This window comes from Pseudoduganella aquatica, from assembly GCF_009857595.1.
GTDB lineage: Bacteria > Pseudomonadota > Gammaproteobacteria > Burkholderiales > Burkholderiaceae_D > Rugamonas > Rugamonas aquatica_A.
On sequence record NZ_WWCU01000020.1, the window covers coordinates 77,379 to 97,158 of the forward strand.

The following is a 19,780-nucleotide window of genomic DNA, read 5'->3' on the forward strand; positions in this document are numbered from 1 at the left end:
TTAAAACTTTCTTAAGAAGAACAGCTGACTTCGAGATGGCTGGCCCAGTCCGGAGGCAAAGCCGCGTATTGTTCGTGCTCTGGCTGTTCGTCGTATGGGCGCTGCAAAACTGACAGCAAACGGGCTATTTCCGTAAAGTCTTTATTTTGTGCTTTCTCAATTGCAATTTGTGCGAGGTAATTGCGCAGCACATATTTGGGATTCACTTTATCCATTGCCAGCTTGCGTTCCGCATCATTGCTGTTTTCGGCGCGCAGGCGGGTGCGGTAGCGCGCGGCCCAGGCGTCGAACGCGTCGCGCTGGACGAATTCATCCCGCAAATCATGGTCCGGCTCATCGGTATCCGTCTTGAGATTGCTCAGGGTGCGGAAGAATTGCGTGAAATCGCTGTGGTTTTCCTGCAGCAGCGAGAACATGGCGTCCATCAGTTCCGGATCGCCTTCCTGCTCGGTGGCCAGACCCAGTTTGGCGCGCAGCAGTTCGTTCATCTTGGCGGCAAAGGCGGGCTGATAAACGTCCAGCGCGGCCTGGGCGGCGGGAATCTCTTCTATCAGCGGCAGCAGGGCCTGGCCCAGCGCGTAGCAGTTCCAGTGGCCGATCTGCGGTTGCATGCCGTAGGAATAGCGGCCTTGCTGGTCGGTGTGGTTGCAGATGTGCTTGCTGTCAAAGGCTTCCATAAAGCCGAACGGCCCGTAATCGAGTGTATCGCCGAGGATGGACATGTTATCGGTGTTCATCACGCCATGCATAAAGCCCACCGCCTGCCAGTGCGCCATGAGCACGGCGGTGCGGCGCGTGACTTCGGCCAGAAATGCCGCGTATGGGTTGGCTTCAGCGCGCAACTGCGGGTAAAAGCGGTCGATCACGTAGTCAGCCAGGACTTTCAGCTCGACCGGTTTCTGGCGGCTGGACCAGTGCTCGAAGGAGCCGAAGCGGATGAAACTGGGCGCCATACGCAGCACAACGGCCGACGTTTCCACGGTTTCGCGCATGACGCCCTGGTCCGAGCCGGCTATCGAGAGTGCGCGTGAGGTGGGGATGCCCAGCGCCGCCATCGCTTCCGAACACAGGAATTCGCGGATGGACGAGCGCAGCACGGCGCGGCCGTCGCCCATGCGGGAGTAGGGCGTCAGGCCGGCGCCTTTCAGCTGCAGTTCCATGGGTCCGCTGGCGGTGGCCACGTCGCCCAGCAGGATGGCGCGGCCGTCGCCCAGCTGGCCGGCCCACACGCCGAATTGGTGGCCCGAATACACGGCCGCCAGCGGCTGCGCGCTGGCGGGCACGGCGTTGCCGGCCAGGATGTCGAGCGACTGCTGTTCAGCCAGCGCGGCGGCGTCCAGGCCGATCAGGCCCGCTGCCGCTTCGCTCACGGCGACCAGATAGGGCGCGGGCAGCGGAGTGGGCATTAATCGGGTGTAGAAAGAGGGCGGGAGACTCGCGAACGAGTTGTCCAGAGGGAGCTTATTGATGGCGGTTCCAGTGGCGATGGGTGAAGTCCAGATTTTAACGCACGCTGCCGATTCTAGGCGGTGGCGTCCACTTTGCGATGGACGTTACACTTGGTAACTACTTGGGTTGTGGTGTTTGCTGCGCCGCAGCATGAAAACTGTTTGACGAAAATAGCACGTGTGTTCGAATATGGGTTAAATCATGAAATAAAAACAAAGTTACTTAGGAGATGCAATGACGCTTCCGCAGAGCCCGCTCATGGGGCAGATGATGAATCAGCCCCTGCTTGTATCCGGCATCATTGAGTTCGCTGCCCGCCATTTTGGCGATAGCCAGATTGTGTCGCGCCGTGTCGAAGGCGACATCCACCGCTACACCTACCGCGACTGCCACCAGCGCGCCCGCCGCCTGGCCAACGCGCTGCACGGCATGGGTGTTGCGCTGGGCGACCGCGTCGCCACGCTGGCCTGGAACGGCTACCGCCACCTGGAAGCCTATTATGCGGTATCCGGTTCCGGCGCCGTGCTGCACACCATTAATCCTCGGCTGCACCCGGAGCAGATCGCCTACATCGTCAACCACGCGGAAGACCAGGTGCTGCTGTTCGACCTGACTTTCCTGCCCGCGGTGGAAGCCATGTCCGCCATCTGCAAGCAAGTGAAGCACTATGTGCTGATGTGCGACCGCGACCGCATGCCGGCGGAAAGCAAAATCCCGGGCCTGCTGTGCTACGAAGACCTGATCGCCTCCCATTCGGACGACTACGAATGGCCGCAATTCGACGAAAACTCGGCCTGCACGCTGTGCTACACCTCCGGCACCACGGGCAACCCCAAGGGCGCGCTGTACTCGCACCGCTCGACCGTGCTGCACGCCTACGGCTCGGCGCTGCCCAACGCCCTCAACGTGACCTCGCGCGACGCCGTGCTGCCGGTGGTGCCCATGTTCCATGTGAACGCCTGGGGCCTGCCGTACTCGGTGCCGCTGAGCGGCGCCAAGATGGTCTTCCCCGGCGCGGCGCTGGACGGCAAGTCGCTGTATGACTTGTTCGAGGCCGAGCAGGTGACGTTCTCGGCCGGCGTGCCCACCGTCTGGCTGGGCCTGATCAACTTCATGCTGCAAAACAAGCTGAAATTCAGCAGCTTCCGCCGCACGGTCATCGGCGGTTCAGCCTGCTCGCCGGCCATGATGAACACCCTGATGGACGAATTCGGCGTGGAAGTGATCCACGCGTGGGGCATGACGGAAATGTCGCCGCTGGGCACGGCCGGCGTGCTGATGGGTAAGCACCGCGAGCTGCCGCAGGACGAGCAGCGCAAGATACTGCTCAAGCAGGGCCATGCGGTGTACGGCGTGGACATGAAGATCGTCGACGACGACGGCAAGGAACTGCCGTGGGACGGCAGCAGCTATGGCCACCTGCTGGTGAAAGGGCCGTGGGTGATCTCGGCCTACTACAAGGACGAGGGCGGCGATCCGCTGCAAAACGGCTGGTTCCCGACCGGCGATGTGGCCACCATCGATGCCGACGGCTATATGCAGATTACCGACCGCAGCAAGGACGTGATCAAGTCCGGCGGCGAGTGGATAGGCACCATCGACCTGGAGAACATCGCCGTCTCGCACCCGGCCGTGATGCAGGCCGCCTGCATCGGCATTGCGCACCCGAAATGGGACGAGCGCCCGCTGCTGGTCATCGTGCGCAGGCCGGGCATGGATGTCAGCCGCGAGGAGCTGCTGGCCTTCTACGAGGGCAAGATCGCCAAATGGTGGCTGCCGGACGACGTGGTCTTTGCCGACGCGCTGCCGCTGGGCGGCACCGGCAAGGTGCAGAAGAACAAATTGCGCGAACAATACAAGGAGTACAAACTGCCCACGGCATGAGCAGGCAGCACGACAAGCAGCACGCAGGACAACCACAACTAAAAGAAGGATGGAGACTATGACCTACCGCACGCTCGCAGTTGCTGTCAGCCTTACCCTGTTGTCCACGGCCGCCCTGGCCGAGACCGTGAAAATCGCCTTCATCGACCCGCTGTCCGGCCCGTTCGCGCCGGTCGGACAGAACCAGCTGAAAAGCTTCCAGCTCATCGCCGACATGGCCACCAAGGGCAAATGGGCGGGCGAGCACAAGATCGAAGTGAACGGCTTCGACAACAAGGGCAGCCCGCAGGAATCGCTGACCCAGCTCAAGGCCGTCATCGACCAGGGCTACCGCTACATCACGCAAGGCAACGGCTCCGGCGTGGGCCTGGCGCTGCTGGACGCGGTGAACAAGCACAACGAGCGCAACCCGGGCAAGGAAATCGTCTACCTGAACTACGCGGCCATCGATCCGGACATGACCAACAGCAAATGCAGCTTCTGGCATTTCCGCTTCGACGCCAACTCCGACATGAAGATGGAGGCGCTGACCAGCTATATGGCGCCGGACAAGAACATCAAGTCGGTCTACATCATCGGCCAGAACTACGCCTTCGGCCAGGCGGTGAGCCGGGCGGCCAAGGAATACCTGGCGCGCAAGCGGCCGGACATCAAGATCGCCGGCGACGACCTGCACCCCATCGGGCAGGTGAAGGACTTCTCGCCCTATATCGCCAAGATCAAGGCATCCGGCGCGGACTCCGTCATCACCGGAAACTGGGGCGCCGACCTGGCGCTGCTGGTGCGCGCCGCCAAGGACGCCGACCTGAAGGCCAACTTCTACACCTACTACGGCATCACCACCGGCGTGCCGACGGCGATGGGCGCGGCGGGCGCCGAGCACACCAAGATCATCGGCAACTGGATGATCAACAACGAGAGCTTCGCCGGCAAGGAAGTGGTGGAAGCCTTCAAGGCCAAGTACAACGACGACTACTACGCGGCGCAGACGCACAGCATCATCACCATGCTGTCGCAGGCCATCAAGGCGGCGAAGACGCCGGACCCGGTCAAGGTGGCCTTCGCGCTGGAGGGCATGAAGGCGCAGTCCCTCAACGGCGGCGTGATGATGCAGAAGCAGGACCACCAGCTGCAGCAGCCGCTGTATATCGGCACCTGGACCAAGGTCAATGGCAAGGACGTCAAGTACGACCAGGAAAACACCGGCTACGGCTGGCGCATGGACAAGAAGATCGACGCCTACGTGGCCGGCCAGCCAACCTCGTGCCAGATGAAGCGGCCGGGCTGAGCAAGTCCATCGTCTGAAATTGCAATCCGTAGGGCGGGTTAGGCGAAACGCCGTAACCCGCCGGAGCCGTAGGCGGCCCTTGGCGGCTTACGCTGCGCTAACCCGCCCTACGTCTTTGCGTACCGGAGCCCCCATGGAATTCACCCTGTTTACTATGCTTAACGGCATCAGTTATGGACTGCTGCTGTTCATGCTGTCGTCCGGACTGACGCTGATCTTCAGCATGATGGGCGTGCTGAACTTTGCGCACGCGTCTTTTTATATGCTGGGCGCATATATCGCCTACACCATCAGCAGCGTGGTGGGTTTCTGGCCGGCGCTGGTGCTGGCGCCCGTCGCGGTGGGCCTGCTGGGCGCGCTGGTGGAACGCTATGGACTGCGGCCGCTGCACAAATTCGGCCATATTCCGGAGCTGCTGTTCACGTTCGGATTGTCGTTTCTTATTGTTGAGCTGGTGCAGCTCATCTGGGGCCGCGCGGCGGTGCAGTACGCCATTCCCAAGCAGCTCGATGGCCCGCTGTTCACGCTGTTCTCCACCAGCTTCCCGGCCTACCGCGCCTTCATGATGCTGGTGGCGCTGGCCATGCTGGGCGCGATCTGGCTGGTGCTGACACGCACCCGCGTGGGCCTCGTGATCCAGGCCGCGCTCACGCATCCGGAGGCGGCCGAGGCCTTGGGCCATAACGTGCCGCGCATCTTTATGTGGGTGTTTGGCGGCGGCTGCGCGCTGGCGGGGCTGGCCGGCGTTATCGGCGGCAATGCCTTCGTTACCGAGCCCGCCATGGCGGCCACCGTGGGCAGCATTATCTTCGTGGTCGTGGTGGTGGGCGGTATGGGGTCGCTGGCGGGGGCTTTCGCTGCATCGCTGCTGATCGGCATCATGCAGACCACGGCGGTGGCGCTGGATTATTCGCTGGCGCATCTGCTGGGCAAGCTGGGCCTTGCCGTTACGCCCGCCACGCCCGCGTATGCGCTGCTGAACGTCACCATTGCGCAGAGCTCGGCGATCCTGCCGTATCTGCTGCTGGTGCTGATCCTGATTTTCCGCCCTAAGGGCTTGATGGGGACACGCGAATGAAAGAACTACGCTATACCCCGCTCAATCTGGGCCGCTGGCTGCTGTGGGGCGGCTACGCGCTGATCCTGCTGATCGCTCCGCTGGTGTTCAGCAAGGGCGGCGGGCTGACGCTGCTGTCGCAGATGGGCACCGTCATGATTTTCGGCCTGTCCTACAACATGCTGCTGGGGCAGGGCGGCATGCTGTCCTTCGGCCATGCCGTGTATTCCGGCCTGGGAGCGTTCTTCGCCATCCACGCCATGAATATGGCCGGCGCGGGCCAGTTGCCCATCCCTACCAGCCTGATTCCGCTGGTGGGCGGCCTGGCCGGACTGGGCTTCGGGCTGCTGTTCGGCTACGTCACCACACGCAAGGCGGGCACCACCTTCGCCATGATTACGCTGGGACTGGTGGAACTGGTATTCGCCAGTTCGCTGATGTTCCCCGGCTTCTTCGGCGGCGAGGGCGGCGTGACCACCAACCGCGTGATCGGCGGCGCGGTGCTGGGCATTACTTACGGGCCGCAGATCCAGGTGTATTACCTGATCGCGTTCTGGCTGTTCGTCTGCACGGCCGCCGTGTACGCCTATACGCAGACGCCGCTGGGCCGCATCATCAACGCGGTGCGGGACAATCCCGAGCGCGTGGAGTTCATCGGCTACGACACGCAATGGGTGCGCTACCTCGTGGTGATACTGTCGTCCTTCTTTGCGGGCATTGCGGGCGGGCTGTCGGCGATCAATTTCGAGATCGTCAGCGCGGAGAACGTCAGCGCCATCCGCTCCGGCAGCATTTTGCTGTTCACCTTTATCGGCGGCATAGGTTTCTTCTTCGGGCCACTGCTCGGCGCCATCGTCGGCATCCTGTTCTCGGTGCTGCTGTCGGACTACACGCCGGCCTGGCAGCTCTACCTGGGCCTGTTCTTTGTGCTGCTGGTGCGCTACGCGCCGGGCGGCATGGGCAGCCTCATCATGCTGTTGCTGCGGGCGGCCAGGTTCGGCCACTTCGGCCGCATCGGCAAGCCGCTGGGCTGGGTGTGCCTGGCGGTGCTGCCGGGGCTGGCCGGCTTTGTGGCCGGCGTGGAGATGCTGTACCACCTGACATTGGAGGCGGCCAACGGCAGCGTGAAGCAGCTGTTCGGCATGGCGGTCGATACGCGCTCGGCGCTGCCGTGGTCGCTGGCGGGCGGCTTGCTGCTGGCCAGCATCGTGGCGTGGCGCAAGGCGCAGCCGGTGTTCGCGGACGCGTGGAGTGCTTCCTGCGCGGAGATTGCAGTGCAAACCAGGAGCGCGCGATGAAGGCATTGGAATTGGTGGACGTGCGCAAGAGCTTCGGCAAGTCCGAGATTATCCGGGGCGCCAACTTGGGCATAGAACAGGGCGAGCGCTGCGCGGTGATAGGGCCGAACGGCGCGGGCAAGTCCACGCTGTTCAATCTGATCTCGGGACGCTTCCCGCTGAGCAGCGGCGAGATCCGGCTGAACGGCCAGCGCATCAGCGGCCGCAAGCCCTACCAGATCAACCGGCTGGGCTTGTCGCGCAGCTTCCAGATCAGCAATCTGTTCGTCAACCTGTCGGTGTACGAGAATTTGCGTTGCGCAGTGCTGTGGTCGCTGGGCTATAAGTACTCCTTCTGGCACCGGCTGGCGAAGCTGCGCGACGCGCATGAGCGGGCCGAGCAGGTGCTGGAGGAGATCGGCCTGCAGCGCCAGCGCAATGTGGCGGCCGGCGTGCTGACCTATGCCGAGCAGCGCGCGCTGGAAATCGGCATCACCATCGCGGGCGGGGCGGACGTGATCCTGCTGGACGAGCCGACGGCGGGCATGAGCCGTTCCGAGTCGGACGCGGCGGTGGAGCTGATCCGCAAGGTCACGGTGGGCAAGACGCTGGTGATGGTGGAGCATGACATGAGCGTGGTGTTCGGCCTGGCCGACAAGATCGCCGTGCTGGTGTACGGCGAAGTGATCGCCTGCGACACGCCGGACCGGATACGCGGCAACGCCGCGGTGCAAGCGGCCTATCTGGGCGGCCACGAGGAGGCGGCATAATGGGGGAACGCATGCTGGACATCTGCAATCTGCACGCTTATTACGGCAAGAGCCATGTGCTGCACGGCGTTGATCTGCACGTTGAACCGGGCGAAATCGTCAGCCTGCTGGGCCGCAACGGCGCGGGCCGTTCGACGCTGGTGAAGGCGGCCATGGGCCAGGTCAGCGCTACCGGCACGGTCAAGCTGAAGGGGCGCGAGATCCTGGGCCTGAAGGCCTACCAGATTGCGCACCAGGGCCTGGGCTATGTGCCGGAGAACCGCGACGTGTTCCCCACGCTGACGGTGGAGCAGAACCTGGTGCTGGGGCAGAAGAACGCTGGTGCGTCGGGACGCTGGAGCCTGGACGATATGTACCGCATGTTTCCGCGCCTGCAGGAGCGGCGCGCGGTGGCGGCGGGCGTGCTGTCCGGCGGCGAGCAGCAGATGCTGACGCTGTGCCGCACGCTGATGGGCGACCCGGACCTGATCATGATAGACGAGCCCACCGAGGGCCTGGCGCCGAAGATCGTGGCCCTGGTGGCGGACTACCTGACGGCGCTGCGCGAGCGCGGCATTTCGGTGCTGCTGGTGGAGCAGAAGCTGGCGATCGCGATGGAGATTTCGCAGCGCGTCTATGTGATGGGGCACGGCGCCATCGTGTTTGAGGGCACGCCGGCTGCCTTGCGCGCCGACGCTGCGGTGCGCAAGGAGTGGCTGGAGGTTTAGGGCTGGGCTTGCGGCGGCAGCAGGTTGGCCAGCTTGTCGATCAGGCTGCCGCAGTCGAACACGCTGAAGGACTGGCGGTTGCCGTCGTCCTTCTCCATGTCGATGACTTCGGCCGCTTCGCTTTGCATGCCGGCGCCGGCGGCCTGGTTGCGCATCAGGCGCGGCGCGGCGTAGCGCTGGCTGTCCAATACCGTGATGATGTCTTCCACGCCGTCCACCAGCAGGCCGTAGCGCTCCTCGCCGCGCTCGATAATCAGGATGCGCGACAGCTCGCCGGGCGCCTGTTCCGGCATGCCGTACAGGCTGCGCATGTCGATCACGCTGACCATCATCTGGCGCAGGTTGAGCACGCCGCGCATGTAGTGGGGCGTGCCGGGCGGGCGGGTGATGTTGTCGGAGAACTTGATAATCTCGCGCACCTGCTTGATTTCGACCGCGAAGGCTTGCTCCAAGCGGAAGGTGAGGTAGACCTTGCGCGCGCCGTGGCGGCTCTCCTTGCCCGCCGCGGCTTGCTGGCCGTCGAGCGGATACAGCTTGGCGTGGCCCTGGCGCATCTCGGCGATTTCCTTGTGGGAGAAAATGCCGCTGTGGTCGAGCAGTATCACGTCGCCCTGCTCTGGCCGGGAAATGCAGCCGCCGAACATGCCGGCGCGCGCCTTGCTGAGCAGGGGGATGGGCAGCACGTCGTCATTGTAGAAATGGATGATGCTGTCGACCGAGTCGACCAGGAAGGCGATGGTGGCGTCGCCGATGCGGGCCACCATCACGCGCTGGTCCTGGTCGGCGGCGTCCACCGGGCGCGCGGCCGCGCCGGCGCTCAGCAGCGCGGTGAAGTCCACCACGGCCACCGGGCTGCCACGGAAATTCATGCGTCCGAGGCAGAGCTTGCCGGCCAGCACGGACGGCTGCAGCTCCGGCACCCGTACGATTTCCTGGATGGCCGCCATTTCAAAGGCGAAGCTGGTGCCTGCCGAGCGGAAGCTCACGCAGCGGCGGCGCTCGCCCTGCGCCTGCGCGCGCTGCAGCCGCTGCTGGCCGCTGGCGCGCAGCGACAGTACTTGCGGCACGTTTTCTATGCGGATCAGCTGGTTGGCGTCCAGCACCTGCAGCAGGCGGTTGCCCTGGTCGAGCAGGATGGTGCCGGCGATGACGCCGGGCGTGGCGCCGGGCGCGTATTGCAGCACGCTGCGCTGTTCGGGGCGCACGCGCAGGATTTCGCCGGTGTCGTCGAACAGCATGCCCACCAGCACGTCCTGGTGCTCGATGATGGCCACCTTGTTGCCCGGCACGGCAGGCCCGGCGGCCGGGTTGAACAGGCGTCCGAGGTTGACGATGGGAATGACGGTGCCGCGCAGCGTGAACATGCCTTCCAGGTGGGCGGGCGACAGCGGCAGGGTGGTGATCTTGGCCGGCAGGTTGACCACTTCGCGGATGCAGACTGCGGGCAGGGCGAATTCGTCCGGTCCCAGGAAGAAGGAGCCGTACAGCTCGGTGGCGGCGGCGGACGCGGACGCGGCCTTGACGGCGGAGGCGGCCACGGTGGCGGCATTCGCGGCGGCGCTGGCCGGCTCGCTCATGGGACTGTCGTCCGCGGCCGGGCCGGGCAGGGAAATACTGAGGTTTTCAATGGTGTGCATGGAGGGTGTCCTGCCTGGATGGGGTGATTTCCTTGATGCTGTAGCTATGGTGCGCGCAGTCGATGACCAGCTGGCGGCCGTATTTGCCGCCCAGTTCGCAATAGCGCACGCTGAGGCCGCACTCGCCCAGGTATTTGCGCGCGGCGGCGGCGTTGTCCTGGCCCACGCACAGGCGCTTGGAGCTGAACATGCTGGCGCCGCCGGCCAGCACCACGGTGATGTCGGGATAATCGGCCTCGCGCGCGCCCATCAGGCGCAGCAGCGAGGGCACGGCCTGGCTGACGTAGCGGGCGCTGGCCTGCATCTGGCAGCTGGCCGCCTCGCAGGCGTCGCGCGGCTCGGGCAGCAGGCAGTGCGCCAGGCCACAGCGGCCGCCTTTCTCCCAGATGAAGCCGATGCCGATGCAGGAGCCGAGCACCGCTTGCAGATGGCCGCTGCGTCCGGCGACCTTTAGCTGGCCGATGCCGACCTGGAGCAGCTTGTCGTCGATGGCGGCGCCGTTCATGGCTGGCTCTCCCGCAAGGCGTAAATCATGGGCGCCTCGAAGCTGTATTCGGACGCCAGCCGCTGTATGCTTTCCGATTCGCCGAGGATCAGGCGTGCGTGCGGTTTCATGCTGGGTCGGGCGCAGTCGATCACGGCCTGCTGGTGTTCGGCGTCGAAGTAGATCAGCACGTTGCGCAGAAGGATCAGGTCGAACTGCTGGGCCGGGCGCAGCGGCTGCAGCAGGTTGTGGCGCGCGAAGCTGACGTTGCGCTTCAGTTCGTCCTTGACGCGCACGCCGGCGCCGTCGGCCACGAAGTAGCGCGCCGCCAGCGCCGGGTGGGAGGCGCGCAGCCGTTCCACCGAGCGGCCGGCGTAGCTGCCGGCGGCGGCCAGTTCCAGCATCTGCTGCGAAATGTCGGTGGCCAGGATGCGGTAGGGCAGCGGGCCGTGCTGGAGCTTGAATTCCTCGCACAGCATGGCGGCCGAATACAGCTCCTCGCCGCTGGCGGAGGCGGCCGACCAGATGTTCAGGCAGGCGCCGGGATGGCTGCGCTGCCACTCGGGCAGGAAGCGCTTGGCGATATAGTCCCAGATCTGCGGGGTGCGGAAGAACTGGGTGTCGTTGGTGGTGACCAGGTCGATAAAATGCGGAATTTCGCTGCGGTCGCTCTCCACCCGGTCCATATAGGCCTGGTAGCTGCCCAGCGCCAGCGCGTCCATGCGCGGGCGCAGGCGGCGTTCCAGCAACACGCTCTTACGCTCGGTCATGGCGATGCCGGTGTGCTTGCGCACCAGCGCGATCAGCGCCGCCAGCGTAGCCGGGTTGAGCTCCGCAACACTGCCCATGGCTTACACCACGAAGCCCGAAACGATCTTGTTGAGGTCGGTGGCGCTCTGGTTCAGGCTGTCCGTCGAGCGGGCGATGCTGTCGCAGTTGGCGGCCGATTTTTCCGTCTCCTCGGCGATGTACTGGATGGCGGTGCTCACTTCCTTGGCCGTGAGCAGCTGCTCGTTGGCCGACATGGCGATGTCCGAGATGGCCAGCGTGGTGCGCGAAACGCCGCTGACAATCTTGTCGAAGGCGTCGCTGGCCTGGCGCGAGATTTCGCTGCCGGCCGTGACGCGCTTGACCGACTCGTTGATCAGCTTGGAAATTTCCTTGGTGGCCTGGGAGGAGCGCTCGGCCAGCTTGCGCACTTCGTCCGCCACCACCGAGAAGCCCAACCCGTGCTCGCCCGCGCGCGCCGCTTCGATGGCGGCGTTGAAGGCCAGCATATTGGTCTGGTTGGCAATCTCGCTGATGACCTTGACGATTTCGCCGATGTCTTCCGACGACCGGTTGATCAGTTCCATGGCCTCGATCGACTTGGCCACGGCCTTGGCGCCGGCTTCGGCCTCCAGCTGGGTGGCTTTGGCCAGGTTGTCGGCGTTGCTGGTGTTTTCGGCAATGGAGTTGATGGAGTGGGTCAGGCCGTCGATGGAGGCGTTCATCTGTTCGACGGTGGCGCCCAGCGCCTGGGTGCCGGTGGCCACGCCGCTGGAGCGCTCGGCGATGGCCAGCGAGGCTTGCGCGAAGCCGCTGGCCGAGGTGACCACGTTGCCGATCACGCCGCGCAGGTCGGTAATCATCTTGCCGATGCCGCGGCCCAGTTCGTCCAGCGGTTCGTCGCCTTCAGCCACCACGTTGCAGCTCAGATCGCCCTGCGCGGCCTTGGCCACCGAGGTCAGCAGCAGTTCCACCTTGCGGCCATCGGACTCCGCCTTGATCTTGCTGCTTTGCTCCAGTTCCACCTGCTCGGTGATGTCGATGGCGAATTTCACGATCTTATAAGGCTTGCCATTTAAATCGAGTATCGGGTTATAAGTGGCTTGTATCCATATTGTTTTGCCATTATTGCCAATTCGTTTATAACGGCCGCAGTCGAATTCGCCCCGATTTAACTTTTGCCAGAATTTCTTGTATTCCAGGCTATTGGTGTAGTCAGGTTCGCAAAACATGCGGTGATGCGCGCCCTTTATATCCTCCAGCGTGTATCCCATTACTTTGAGGAAGTTTTCGTTAGCTTCCAAAACGCAACCATCGGTATCAAATTCGATCACCGCCTGGGCCTTGCCGATGGCGGTGACTTTGCTTTCGCACTCGGTGCTGCGCTGGCGCGCGGCGGTGATATCGGTGGCGAACTTGATCACCTTGTAGGGCTTGCCGCTGCCGTCGAGGATGGGGTTGTAGGAGGCGCTGATCCAGATTTCGCGGCCGCCTTTGCCCAGGCGCTTGTAGTCGGCCTGCTCGAATTCGCCATTCGCCAGGCGCAGCCAGAAGTTGCGGTACTCGGCCGTCTTCACGTACTCCGGTTCGCAGAACATGGAATGGTGCTTGCCTTGCACTTCGTCCAGCGTATACCCTAGCGTGCGCAGGAAGTTGTCGTTCGCGTGCAGGATATTGCCTTCCAGATCGAATTCAATCACGGCTTGCACCCGGTTAAGCGCCGTATTGATTGCTTGCAGGTCCAGGTCTTGATCTTGGATCTGGCTAGGGGCATTCATATCCATGGCGTTTCCTTAAATGTAAGTCGTATTGATAAAATAGAAATGAATAACGGCGAAGTGTTATATTTGGTGAGAATTTATAATGCGGTGCCGCATAAAATAATCACCATCATTATTTTCCCGGTAATCCATAAAGGCAAGCGGTGTATTGAGAATTCTCAATAGCGGTGTCTGTTTCATGCGAAACGATTTGCAAGTTGCTACGGGTGACGAGGCTTCTCTTGCGCACCTGGCAAAAAATAACACGATCGTTCGTTTTTTTGAGGTATAGTGAGGTTTGCAGCCGACCCTCACTGACATTTACACTGACAAGAAGGAAGAGACATGAGTGCCGAATACCAAGTTCACGGTTCCGTAGCCGTTATCACGCTGAACAATCCGCCGGTCAACGGCCTGGGCCACGCCACCCGCAGCGCCGCGGTGCAGGGCATGCAGCAGGCGCTGGCGGACGACGCGGTGCAAGCCATTGTTATCACCGGCGCCGGCAAGGCGTTCTCCGGCGGTGCGGACATCAAGGAATTCAACTCGCCGAAAGCGCTGGCTGAACCGAGCTTGCATACGCTGATCCGCACGGTGGAAGAGTCGACCAAGCCGGTGGTGGCGGCGATCCACACCGTCTGCATGGGCGGCGGGCTGGAACTGGCGCTGGGCTGCAACTACCGCGTGGCCATGCCCGGTGCGCAGATCGCCTTGCCGGAAGTAAAACTGGGCCTGCTGCCCGGCGCCGGCGGCACGCAGCGCCTGCCGCGCGTGCTGGGCCTGGAAATGGCACTGAATATGATCGTGTCCGGCACCCCGGTGCCGTCCGAGAAGCTGGCCAAGACCGCCATCTTTGACGAGGTATTCGCCGCCGACGCCAATTTGCTGGAGGCGGCCGTCGCTTTCGCCAATAAAGTCGCCGCTGCGCGTCCGCTGCCGAAAGTGCGCGACCGCAAGGTGGACTACCCTAACCACGAAGCCTTCCTGCAATTCTCCCGCAACACCGTCAAGGCCATGTCGGGTCCGTTCCCGGCGCCGCTGGAGTGCGTGGAGTGCGTGGCCGCGTCCGTGACCATGAAGTTCGAGGACGGCCTGAAGTTCGAGCGCGATCGCTTCCTCAAGCTGATCCAGACCACCGAATCGAAATCGCTGCGCCATGCCTTCTTCAGCGAGCGCCAGGCCAGCAAAGTGCCGGACGTGCCGGCGGACACGCCTACCCGCGCGATCAAGAAAGCGGCCGTGATCGGCGCCGGCACCATGGGCGGCGGCATTGCCATGAACTTCGCCAATGCCGGCATCCCGGTCACCATCCTGGAGATGAAGGCCGAGGCGCTGGAGAAGGGCCTGGCCACCATCCGCAAGAACTACGAAAACACGCTCAAGAAGGGCAAGCTGACGCAGGAGAAATTCGAGCAGCGCGTCGCCCTGATCACCGGCACCATGAACTACGAGGAAATCGGCGACGCCGACATCGTGGTGGAAGCCGTGTTCGAGGACATGGGCGTGAAGGAAACCGTGTTCCGCAAGCTGGACGAGGTGATGAAGCAGGGCGCCATCCTGGCGTCCAACACGTCGACCCTGGATGTGGACAAGATCGCCGCCTTCACCAAGCGTCCGCAGGACGTGATCGGCACCCACTTCTTCAGCCCGGCCAATGTGATGAAGCTGCTGGAAATCGTGCGCGGCAAGGCAACCGGCAAGGACGTGCTGGCCACCACACTGGCGCTGTCGAAGAAGCTGAAGAAAACCGGCGTGGTGTCCGGCGTATGCGACGGCTTTATCGGCAACCGCATGATCGAGCAATACAGCCGCCAGGCCGGCTTCCTGCTGGAAGAAGGCTGCCTGCCGGAGCAGGTGGACAAGGCGGTGGAGAAATTCGGCTTCGCCATGGGACCGTTCCGCATGGGCGACCTGGCCGGCAACGATATCGGCTGGTATATCCGCAAGCGCCGCTACGTGGAATCGCCGGAAATCACGTACTCGAAGACTGCCGACCTGCTGTGCGAAATGGGCCGCTACGGCCAGAAGACAGGCGGCGGCTGGTATGACTACAAGGCGGGCGACCGCAAGGCTTACCCGAACGAGGAAGTCAACGCCATGATCGTCAAGCATTCGGAGGACATCGGCGTAGTGCGCCGCAAGATCAGCGACCAGGAAATTGTCGAGCGCCTGGTGTTTGCCCTGGTGAACGAGGGAGCGCTGATACTGGAGGAGGGCATTGCGATGCGCGCTTCGGACATCGACATGGTCTACCTCACCGGCTACGGCTTCCCGCTGCATCGCGGCGGCCCGATGTTCTACGCCGACACGGTGGGCCTGCCGAATGTGCTGGGCAGCATAGAACGCATGTCGCGCGGACGCCACGGCGAGGCCTGGAAACCGGCACCGCTGCTGGTGAAGCTGGCTGCCGAGGGCAAGGGCTTTAACGGCTGATGCCGGGCCTTTGAACAGTGCCCGGGGCGCCAGCCGTCCCCGGCATTGTTAGAAAGTAATTTGAGTTCTCCTTGCGCACTATTTTGTAAACTGCGGTAAAATTAAAGCACGCTCGTTTCGTTAGCCCTAAACAACGGTTGAGAGACAGTTCCTGCAGGCCAATTTGCCTGCACTAACTTCACCCAGATCAGGGCTTTACATGAAAACGTTCTTCTTTGCCTGCGTTATCGCGGCGATCTCCACCTTCTCCGCGCCCGCTGGCTCAGCCAGCATCAGTGCGCACCATGCCGAATTGCATCCGCATGTGCAGCAGCAACAGCCGCATGAACCCGAGACGCCGCCGCCCATTCTGGGCATCCTGGCCATTTTTGGCGCCGTCGCCGTTGCCCGGCTGCGCCGCTGAGTAGTACAAACGTCACAAAAATTTTCGTTTCAACAGCCCTAAAAAACGGTTGAGGAACAGTTTGCGCAGGCCAGTTTGCCTGCATCGACTTCCACTTTGACTTTGGGGTATTGCATGAAATTCATCGTTACTGTCTGCGCTCTCGCAACTGCACTGATCTCCGCCTCCGCAGGCGCGTCCACCATCACCGGCCTGTACAACACCGGTCAGGGATTCGCTTCCGGCACCAAGGACACGCACTACAATCTCACCGTTACGCAAGGCAGCACCGTCCTGTCCGACGCAATGGCATACGCCACGTCGAATGGCGTATGGCCGATTTCGCCCTGGATGGCGAACGGCGAGTTCTCAAAATGGATTACGCCCAGCCGCGACCAGGCCCAGTCGTATGATCCGGTTCAGGAAGGCCTGTACCGCTACAGCCTGACGTTCGACCTGGGCGGCTACGCGGCGTCCAGCGCCAAGTTCACGGGCCGGTTTATGGCCGACAATGCGGCCCAGGTATTCCTGAACGGCAATCTGCTGGCCAGCGGCAGCAGCTTTACGGAATGGAGCACTTTTGCCGCCAACACCGGTTTCAATCCAGGCCTGAACAGGGTGGACTTCGTGGTGCGCAACTTTGCTCAAAACGGCGGCAATCCAACCGGCTTGCGCGCCGAATTCACCAGTTCCTCGGTCAGCGCGGTGCCGGAGCCGGCGTCGATGGCGATCTTTATGACGGGACTGGCGATGGCGGGCCTGGCCGGCCGCCGCCGTCAAGCGAACAAGTAGTCTTCAGATCCGCTTGCGCATGCGCGCCAGCGGAACATTGACGCCGCCCGGCAGCGGCAGCTCGAAGGGTTCGGTCACTTCGAAGCCGCTGGCCAGATACAGGGGCACGCCGGGCATGGTGGCGGCCAGTTCCAGCGTCCGGAAGCCCTGTGCCGCCGCTTCCTGCTGGCAGTGCGCCATCAGCATGCTGCCCAGGCCCTGGCGCGCGGCGGACGGCGCCACGAAGAAGGCGCGGATGCGGCCGGCTTCGGTGGCCGGGTCCAGCAAGCGGTCCGGGCCGGTCTTGGTGCGGTCGGCGCCGAACAGCGTGGCGCGCTTGCTCCAGCCGCCGCAGGCCAGCAACTGGCCGTCGCGCTCGATGATGAAATAAGTGCCGTCCTCGACCAGCTGGGTGTCCACGCCGAACACGTGGCGGGTGACGGCCTGCGCCTGCTCGGGCGTGTAGAAACCTTCGCTCAGCGCGATGCCGGAACGGGCGATCAGCTCTTCCATGCGCGGCACATCGTCCATGCGGGCGGCGCGCAGCAGCTTGTGGTCCGTCTGTGATGTCGTCATATGGCCATACGGTAAAGCAATTCTTTTGACTAGTCTACGCCTCTAGGTATGATAGCCACATACTCTAGGAGATTCCGTGCTGAAACTTCCCCGGCCTGCCCTGGCCCTGTTGCTCGCTTGCCTGTGCAGCGGCGCGGCGGCGCGTGAGCTGCTGGTGGTGGGGGCGCATTTCGAGCGCGTGTTCGAACGCCGGGCCGACGGAGAATTCACCGGCATGGGGCCGGACATCGTGCGCATGGTGGCGCGCCGCAACAAGGACACCGTGCGCTTCGCGCTCTATCCCTGGGCGCGCGCGCAGGCCATGGTGGCGCAGGGGCTGGCCGATGTCCTGGTGGGCCCGTACAAGTCGCCGGAAAGGCTGGAGCGCATGGCGTTTTCGCGGGCGGCGTTTTACCGCGACGATATGGTGTTCTACACCTTGGCGGGCGCGGGCGCCGGCTGGCAGGGCGACTATGCGGCGCTGGAAGGCAAATCCATCGTGGTGATGAATGGCTGGACCTACGGCGCCAGCTTTGACGCGGCCCGGCCGCGCCTGCGCGTGAGCGTGGCGAACAATGTGGAAAACGGCGTCCTGATGCTGACCCACAAGCACGTGGCGCTGTTCGCCAGCAACCGCCGCAACACAGAACCGGTGCTGGCGGCGCTGAAGCTGGGCGGGCAGGTGGTGGCGCTGCCGCAGGTGATCGAGGTGCAGGACGGCTACTTCGCCTTCCCCAAGCGGGCCACGCACGACGAGATCCGCAGCCGCTTCGACGCCGCCTTCGAGCTGCTGGCCGAAAGCGGCGAGCTGAAGCGCCTTGGCCAGCGCTACGACGTTGATATCCCCTGAGACGGGGCCGCTTCAGCGGCGGTTGGGCGTGAGGATGCTGGGCAGCGCCTTCGGCAGCGTTTCCGGGTAGTCGCGGCTGAAGTGCAGGCCCCGGCTCTCGCGGCGCTGCAGGGCGCTGTTGACGATGAGGCCGGCCACGTCCACCAGGTTGCGCAGTTCCAGCAGGTCGCTGGTGATGCGGAAGTTCCGGTAGTACTCGTCGATTTCCTCTTTCAGCAGGGCGATGCGGTGCTGCGCCCGTTCCAGGCGCTTGGTGGTGCGCACGATGCCGACGTAATTCCACATGAAGCGGCGCAGCTCGTCCCAGTTGTGGGCGATCACCACTTCCTCGTCGGCGTCGGTGACGCGGCTTTCGTCCCAGTCCGGCAGATAGGGGGCGCCGACGCGTTCCTTGCTTTCGATGTCCTGCGCGCAGGCGCGGCCGATCACCACGCATTCCAGCAGCGAGTTCGAGGCCAGGCGGTTGGCGCCGTGCAGGCCGGTGCAGGCGGTTTCGCCCACGGCGTACAGGCCGGGCAGGTCGGTGCGGCCGTGCAGGTCGGTCACCACGCCGCCGCAAGTGTAGTGCGCTGCCGGCACGATGGGGATGGGTTCCTTGGTGATGTCGATGCCCAGCTCCAGGCAGCGCGCGTAGATGGTGGGGAAGTGCTCGATCAGCCATTCGGCCGGCTTGTGGCTGATGTCCAGGTGCACATAGTCCAGGCCGCGCTTCTTGATTTCGAAGTCGATGGCGCGCGCCACCACGTCGCGCGGGGCCAGTTCGGCGCGCTCGTCGTGCACCAGCATAAAGCGCATGCCCGCCGCCGGGCCGGCTTCTGGCGGCAGCTTGAGCAGGCCGCCTTCGCCGCGTATCGCTTCGGTGATCAGGAAGGACTTGGCGTAGGGATGGTACAAGCAGGTCGGGTGGAACTGGATGAATTCCATATTCGACACGCGGCAGCCCGCACGCCAGGCCATGGCGATGCCGTCGCCGCTGGCGGTGTCCGGATTGGTGGTGTAGAGGTAGACCTTGCCGGCGCCGCCGGTGGCCATCACCGTGTGCTCGGCAGCCACGGTGTGCACTTCGCCGCTGCGCACGTCCTGCACGTAGAGGCCGTGGCACTTGGGCTGCTTGTTGCCGTGCGGGACTTTGCCGTCCAGCTTGTCCGACGTGATCAGGTCGATGGCGCAGTGGTGCTCGAACAGGCTGATGTTGGGGTGCGCGCGCACCTTCTGTTCCAGCGTGACCTGCACCGCGTGGCCGGTGGCGTCGGCCGCGTGGATGATGCGGCGCTGGCTGTGGCCGCCTTCACGGGTCAGGTGGAAGCCCAGTTCGGCCTTGTCGTCGCGCGTGAAGGGCACGCCTTGCTCGATCAGCCATTCGATGGCGGCGCGCCCGTTTTCGACGATGAAGCGGGTGGCGTCGGCGTCGCACAGGCCGCCGCCGGCCACCAGGGTGTCGGCGATGTGCTGGTCGTGGCTGTCGCCGGAGTCCAGCACGGCGGCGATGCCGCCCTGGGCCCAGTTGCTGGCGCCGTCCAGCAGTTCGCGTTTGGAAATAATGGCCACTTTGCGCGTTTCCGCCAGATGCAAAGCCACCGACAGGCCGGCCAGGCCACTGCCGACAATCGCAACATCAAATTTCATGGTGTTCGGTTCACAATTGCTGTGTAAGGAAGCAAGACTATAGACCATTTGGCGCCGGGCTGTCATGCGCCGGTCATTTTCG

The 19,780-nt window shown here is 63.5% G+C and carries 17 protein-coding genes; 10 read left to right on the forward strand and 7 right to left on the reverse strand.

All coding sequences use genetic code 11. The features are described from left to right. Positions 1 to 11: 11 nt before the first annotated feature. Positions 12 to 1,502 carry a protein adenylyltransferase SelO gene (locus tag GTP77_RS17715; protein WP_443094216.1) on the reverse strand — a complete coding sequence of 497 codons (1,491 nt, stop codon included), beginning with the start codon at positions 1,500 to 1,502 and terminating at the stop codon, positions 12 to 14. Positions 1,503 to 1,683: 181 nt separating this feature from the next. On the opposite strand from GTP77_RS17715, the gene GTP77_RS17720 reads away from it, so the two are divergent. The 6 genes from GTP77_RS17720 (at position 1,684) to GTP77_RS17745 (ending at position 8,432) form a co-directional block, all read left to right on the forward strand. Further along, positions 1,684 to 3,333 carry a 3-(methylthio)propionyl-CoA ligase gene (locus tag GTP77_RS17720; RefSeq protein WP_161073467.1) on the forward strand — a complete coding sequence of 550 codons (1,650 nt, stop codon included), beginning with the start codon at positions 1,684 to 1,686 and terminating at the stop codon, positions 3,331 to 3,333. A 58-nt stretch (positions 3,334 to 3,391) separates the two neighbouring features. Next, complete coding sequence (locus GTP77_RS17725; protein ID WP_161073468.1) at positions 3,392 to 4,621, forward strand: branched-chain amino acid ABC transporter substrate-binding protein; 1,230 nt, start codon at positions 3,392 to 3,394, stop codon at positions 4,619 to 4,621. 133 nt (positions 4,622 to 4,754) lie between these two features. After that, entirely contained in the window at positions 4,755 to 5,699 is a 945-nt protein-coding gene (locus GTP77_RS17730) for a branched-chain amino acid ABC transporter permease (protein ID WP_161073469.1), read from the forward strand. After that, on the forward strand, positions 5,696 to 6,976 hold the full coding sequence (locus tag GTP77_RS17735; RefSeq protein ID WP_161073470.1) for a branched-chain amino acid ABC transporter permease: 1,281 nt from the start codon (positions 5,696 to 5,698) through the stop codon (positions 6,974 to 6,976). The genes GTP77_RS17730 and GTP77_RS17735 overlap by 4 nt, the downstream gene beginning before the upstream one ends. After that, on the forward strand, positions 6,973 to 7,725 hold the full coding sequence (locus tag GTP77_RS17740) for an ABC transporter ATP-binding protein (protein ID WP_161073471.1): 753 nt from the start codon (positions 6,973 to 6,975) through the stop codon (positions 7,723 to 7,725). The genes GTP77_RS17735 and GTP77_RS17740 overlap by 4 nt, the downstream gene beginning before the upstream one ends. Continuing rightward, positions 7,725 to 8,432, forward strand: coding sequence for an ABC transporter ATP-binding protein (locus GTP77_RS17745; RefSeq protein ID WP_187358751.1), 708 nt, complete (start codon positions 7,725 to 7,727; stop codon positions 8,430 to 8,432). Before GTP77_RS17740 ends, GTP77_RS17745 begins: the two co-directional genes overlap by 1 nt. Here GTP77_RS17745 and GTP77_RS17750 read toward each other — a convergent pair. From GTP77_RS17750 to GTP77_RS17765, 4 genes are read right to left on the reverse strand one after another with little or no spacing between them, the layout of a single operon-like run. Next, positions 8,429 to 10,069, reverse strand: a complete 1,641-nt coding sequence (locus GTP77_RS17750; RefSeq protein ID WP_228892493.1) for a chemotaxis protein CheW — start codon at positions 10,067 to 10,069, stop codon at positions 8,429 to 8,431. The genes GTP77_RS17745 and GTP77_RS17750 overlap by 4 nt on opposite strands. Continuing rightward, on the reverse strand, positions 10,056 to 10,574 hold the full coding sequence (locus GTP77_RS17755; RefSeq protein ID WP_161073472.1) for a chemotaxis protein CheD: 519 nt from the start codon (positions 10,572 to 10,574) through the stop codon (positions 10,056 to 10,058). The genes GTP77_RS17750 and GTP77_RS17755 overlap by 14 nt, the downstream gene beginning before the upstream one ends. Next, positions 10,571 to 11,401: a CheR family methyltransferase gene (locus GTP77_RS17760; RefSeq protein ID WP_161073473.1), complete on the reverse strand. Its 831-nt coding sequence runs from the start codon at positions 11,399 to 11,401 to the stop codon at positions 10,571 to 10,573. Before GTP77_RS17760 ends, GTP77_RS17755 begins: the two co-directional genes overlap by 4 nt. A 3-nt stretch (positions 11,402 to 11,404) precedes the next feature. Beyond that, entirely contained in the window at positions 11,405 to 13,099 is a 1,695-nt protein-coding gene (locus GTP77_RS17765; RefSeq protein WP_161073506.1) for a methyl-accepting chemotaxis protein, read from the reverse strand. Positions 13,100 to 13,426: 327 nt separating this feature from the next. On the opposite strand from GTP77_RS17765, the gene GTP77_RS17770 reads away from it, so the two are divergent. The 3 genes from GTP77_RS17770 (at position 13,427) to GTP77_RS17780 (ending at position 16,688) form a co-directional block, all read left to right on the forward strand. Then, positions 13,427 to 15,514: a 3-hydroxyacyl-CoA dehydrogenase NAD-binding domain-containing protein gene (locus GTP77_RS17770; RefSeq protein ID WP_161073474.1), complete on the forward strand. Its 2,088-nt coding sequence runs from the start codon at positions 13,427 to 13,429 to the stop codon at positions 15,512 to 15,514. Positions 15,515 to 15,713: 199 nt separating this feature from the next. Next, positions 15,714 to 15,917 carry a hypothetical protein gene (locus GTP77_RS17775; protein ID WP_161073475.1) on the forward strand — a complete coding sequence of 68 codons (204 nt, stop codon included), beginning with the start codon at positions 15,714 to 15,716 and terminating at the stop codon, positions 15,915 to 15,917. Between the two features lie 114 nt (positions 15,918 to 16,031). Continuing rightward, positions 16,032 to 16,688: a PEP-CTERM sorting domain-containing protein gene (locus tag GTP77_RS17780; protein ID WP_161073476.1), complete on the forward strand. Its 657-nt coding sequence runs from the start codon at positions 16,032 to 16,034 to the stop codon at positions 16,686 to 16,688. Between the two features lie 3 nt (positions 16,689 to 16,691). Here the strand turns inward: GTP77_RS17780 and GTP77_RS17785 are convergent, their stop codons facing one another. Further along, the gene (locus GTP77_RS17785) at positions 16,692 to 17,243 is read right to left on the reverse strand and encodes a GNAT family N-acetyltransferase (RefSeq protein ID WP_161073477.1); all 552 of its coding nucleotides are present in this window, start codon (positions 17,241 to 17,243) and stop codon (positions 16,692 to 16,694) included. Between the two features lie 76 nt (positions 17,244 to 17,319). Between GTP77_RS17785 and GTP77_RS17790 the strand changes: the two genes are divergently transcribed. After that, complete coding sequence (locus GTP77_RS17790; RefSeq protein ID WP_371869370.1) at positions 17,320 to 18,072, forward strand: substrate-binding periplasmic protein; 753 nt, start codon at positions 17,320 to 17,322, stop codon at positions 18,070 to 18,072. A 12-nt stretch (positions 18,073 to 18,084) separates the two neighbouring features. Here GTP77_RS17790 and nadB read toward each other — a convergent pair whose 3' ends face one another. Further along, a complete protein-coding gene (gene nadB / locus GTP77_RS17795; RefSeq protein ID WP_161073478.1) occupies positions 18,085 to 19,698 on the reverse strand; it encodes an L-aspartate oxidase in 1,614 nt (537 codons plus the stop codon). Positions 19,699 to 19,780: the final 82 nt, after the last annotated feature.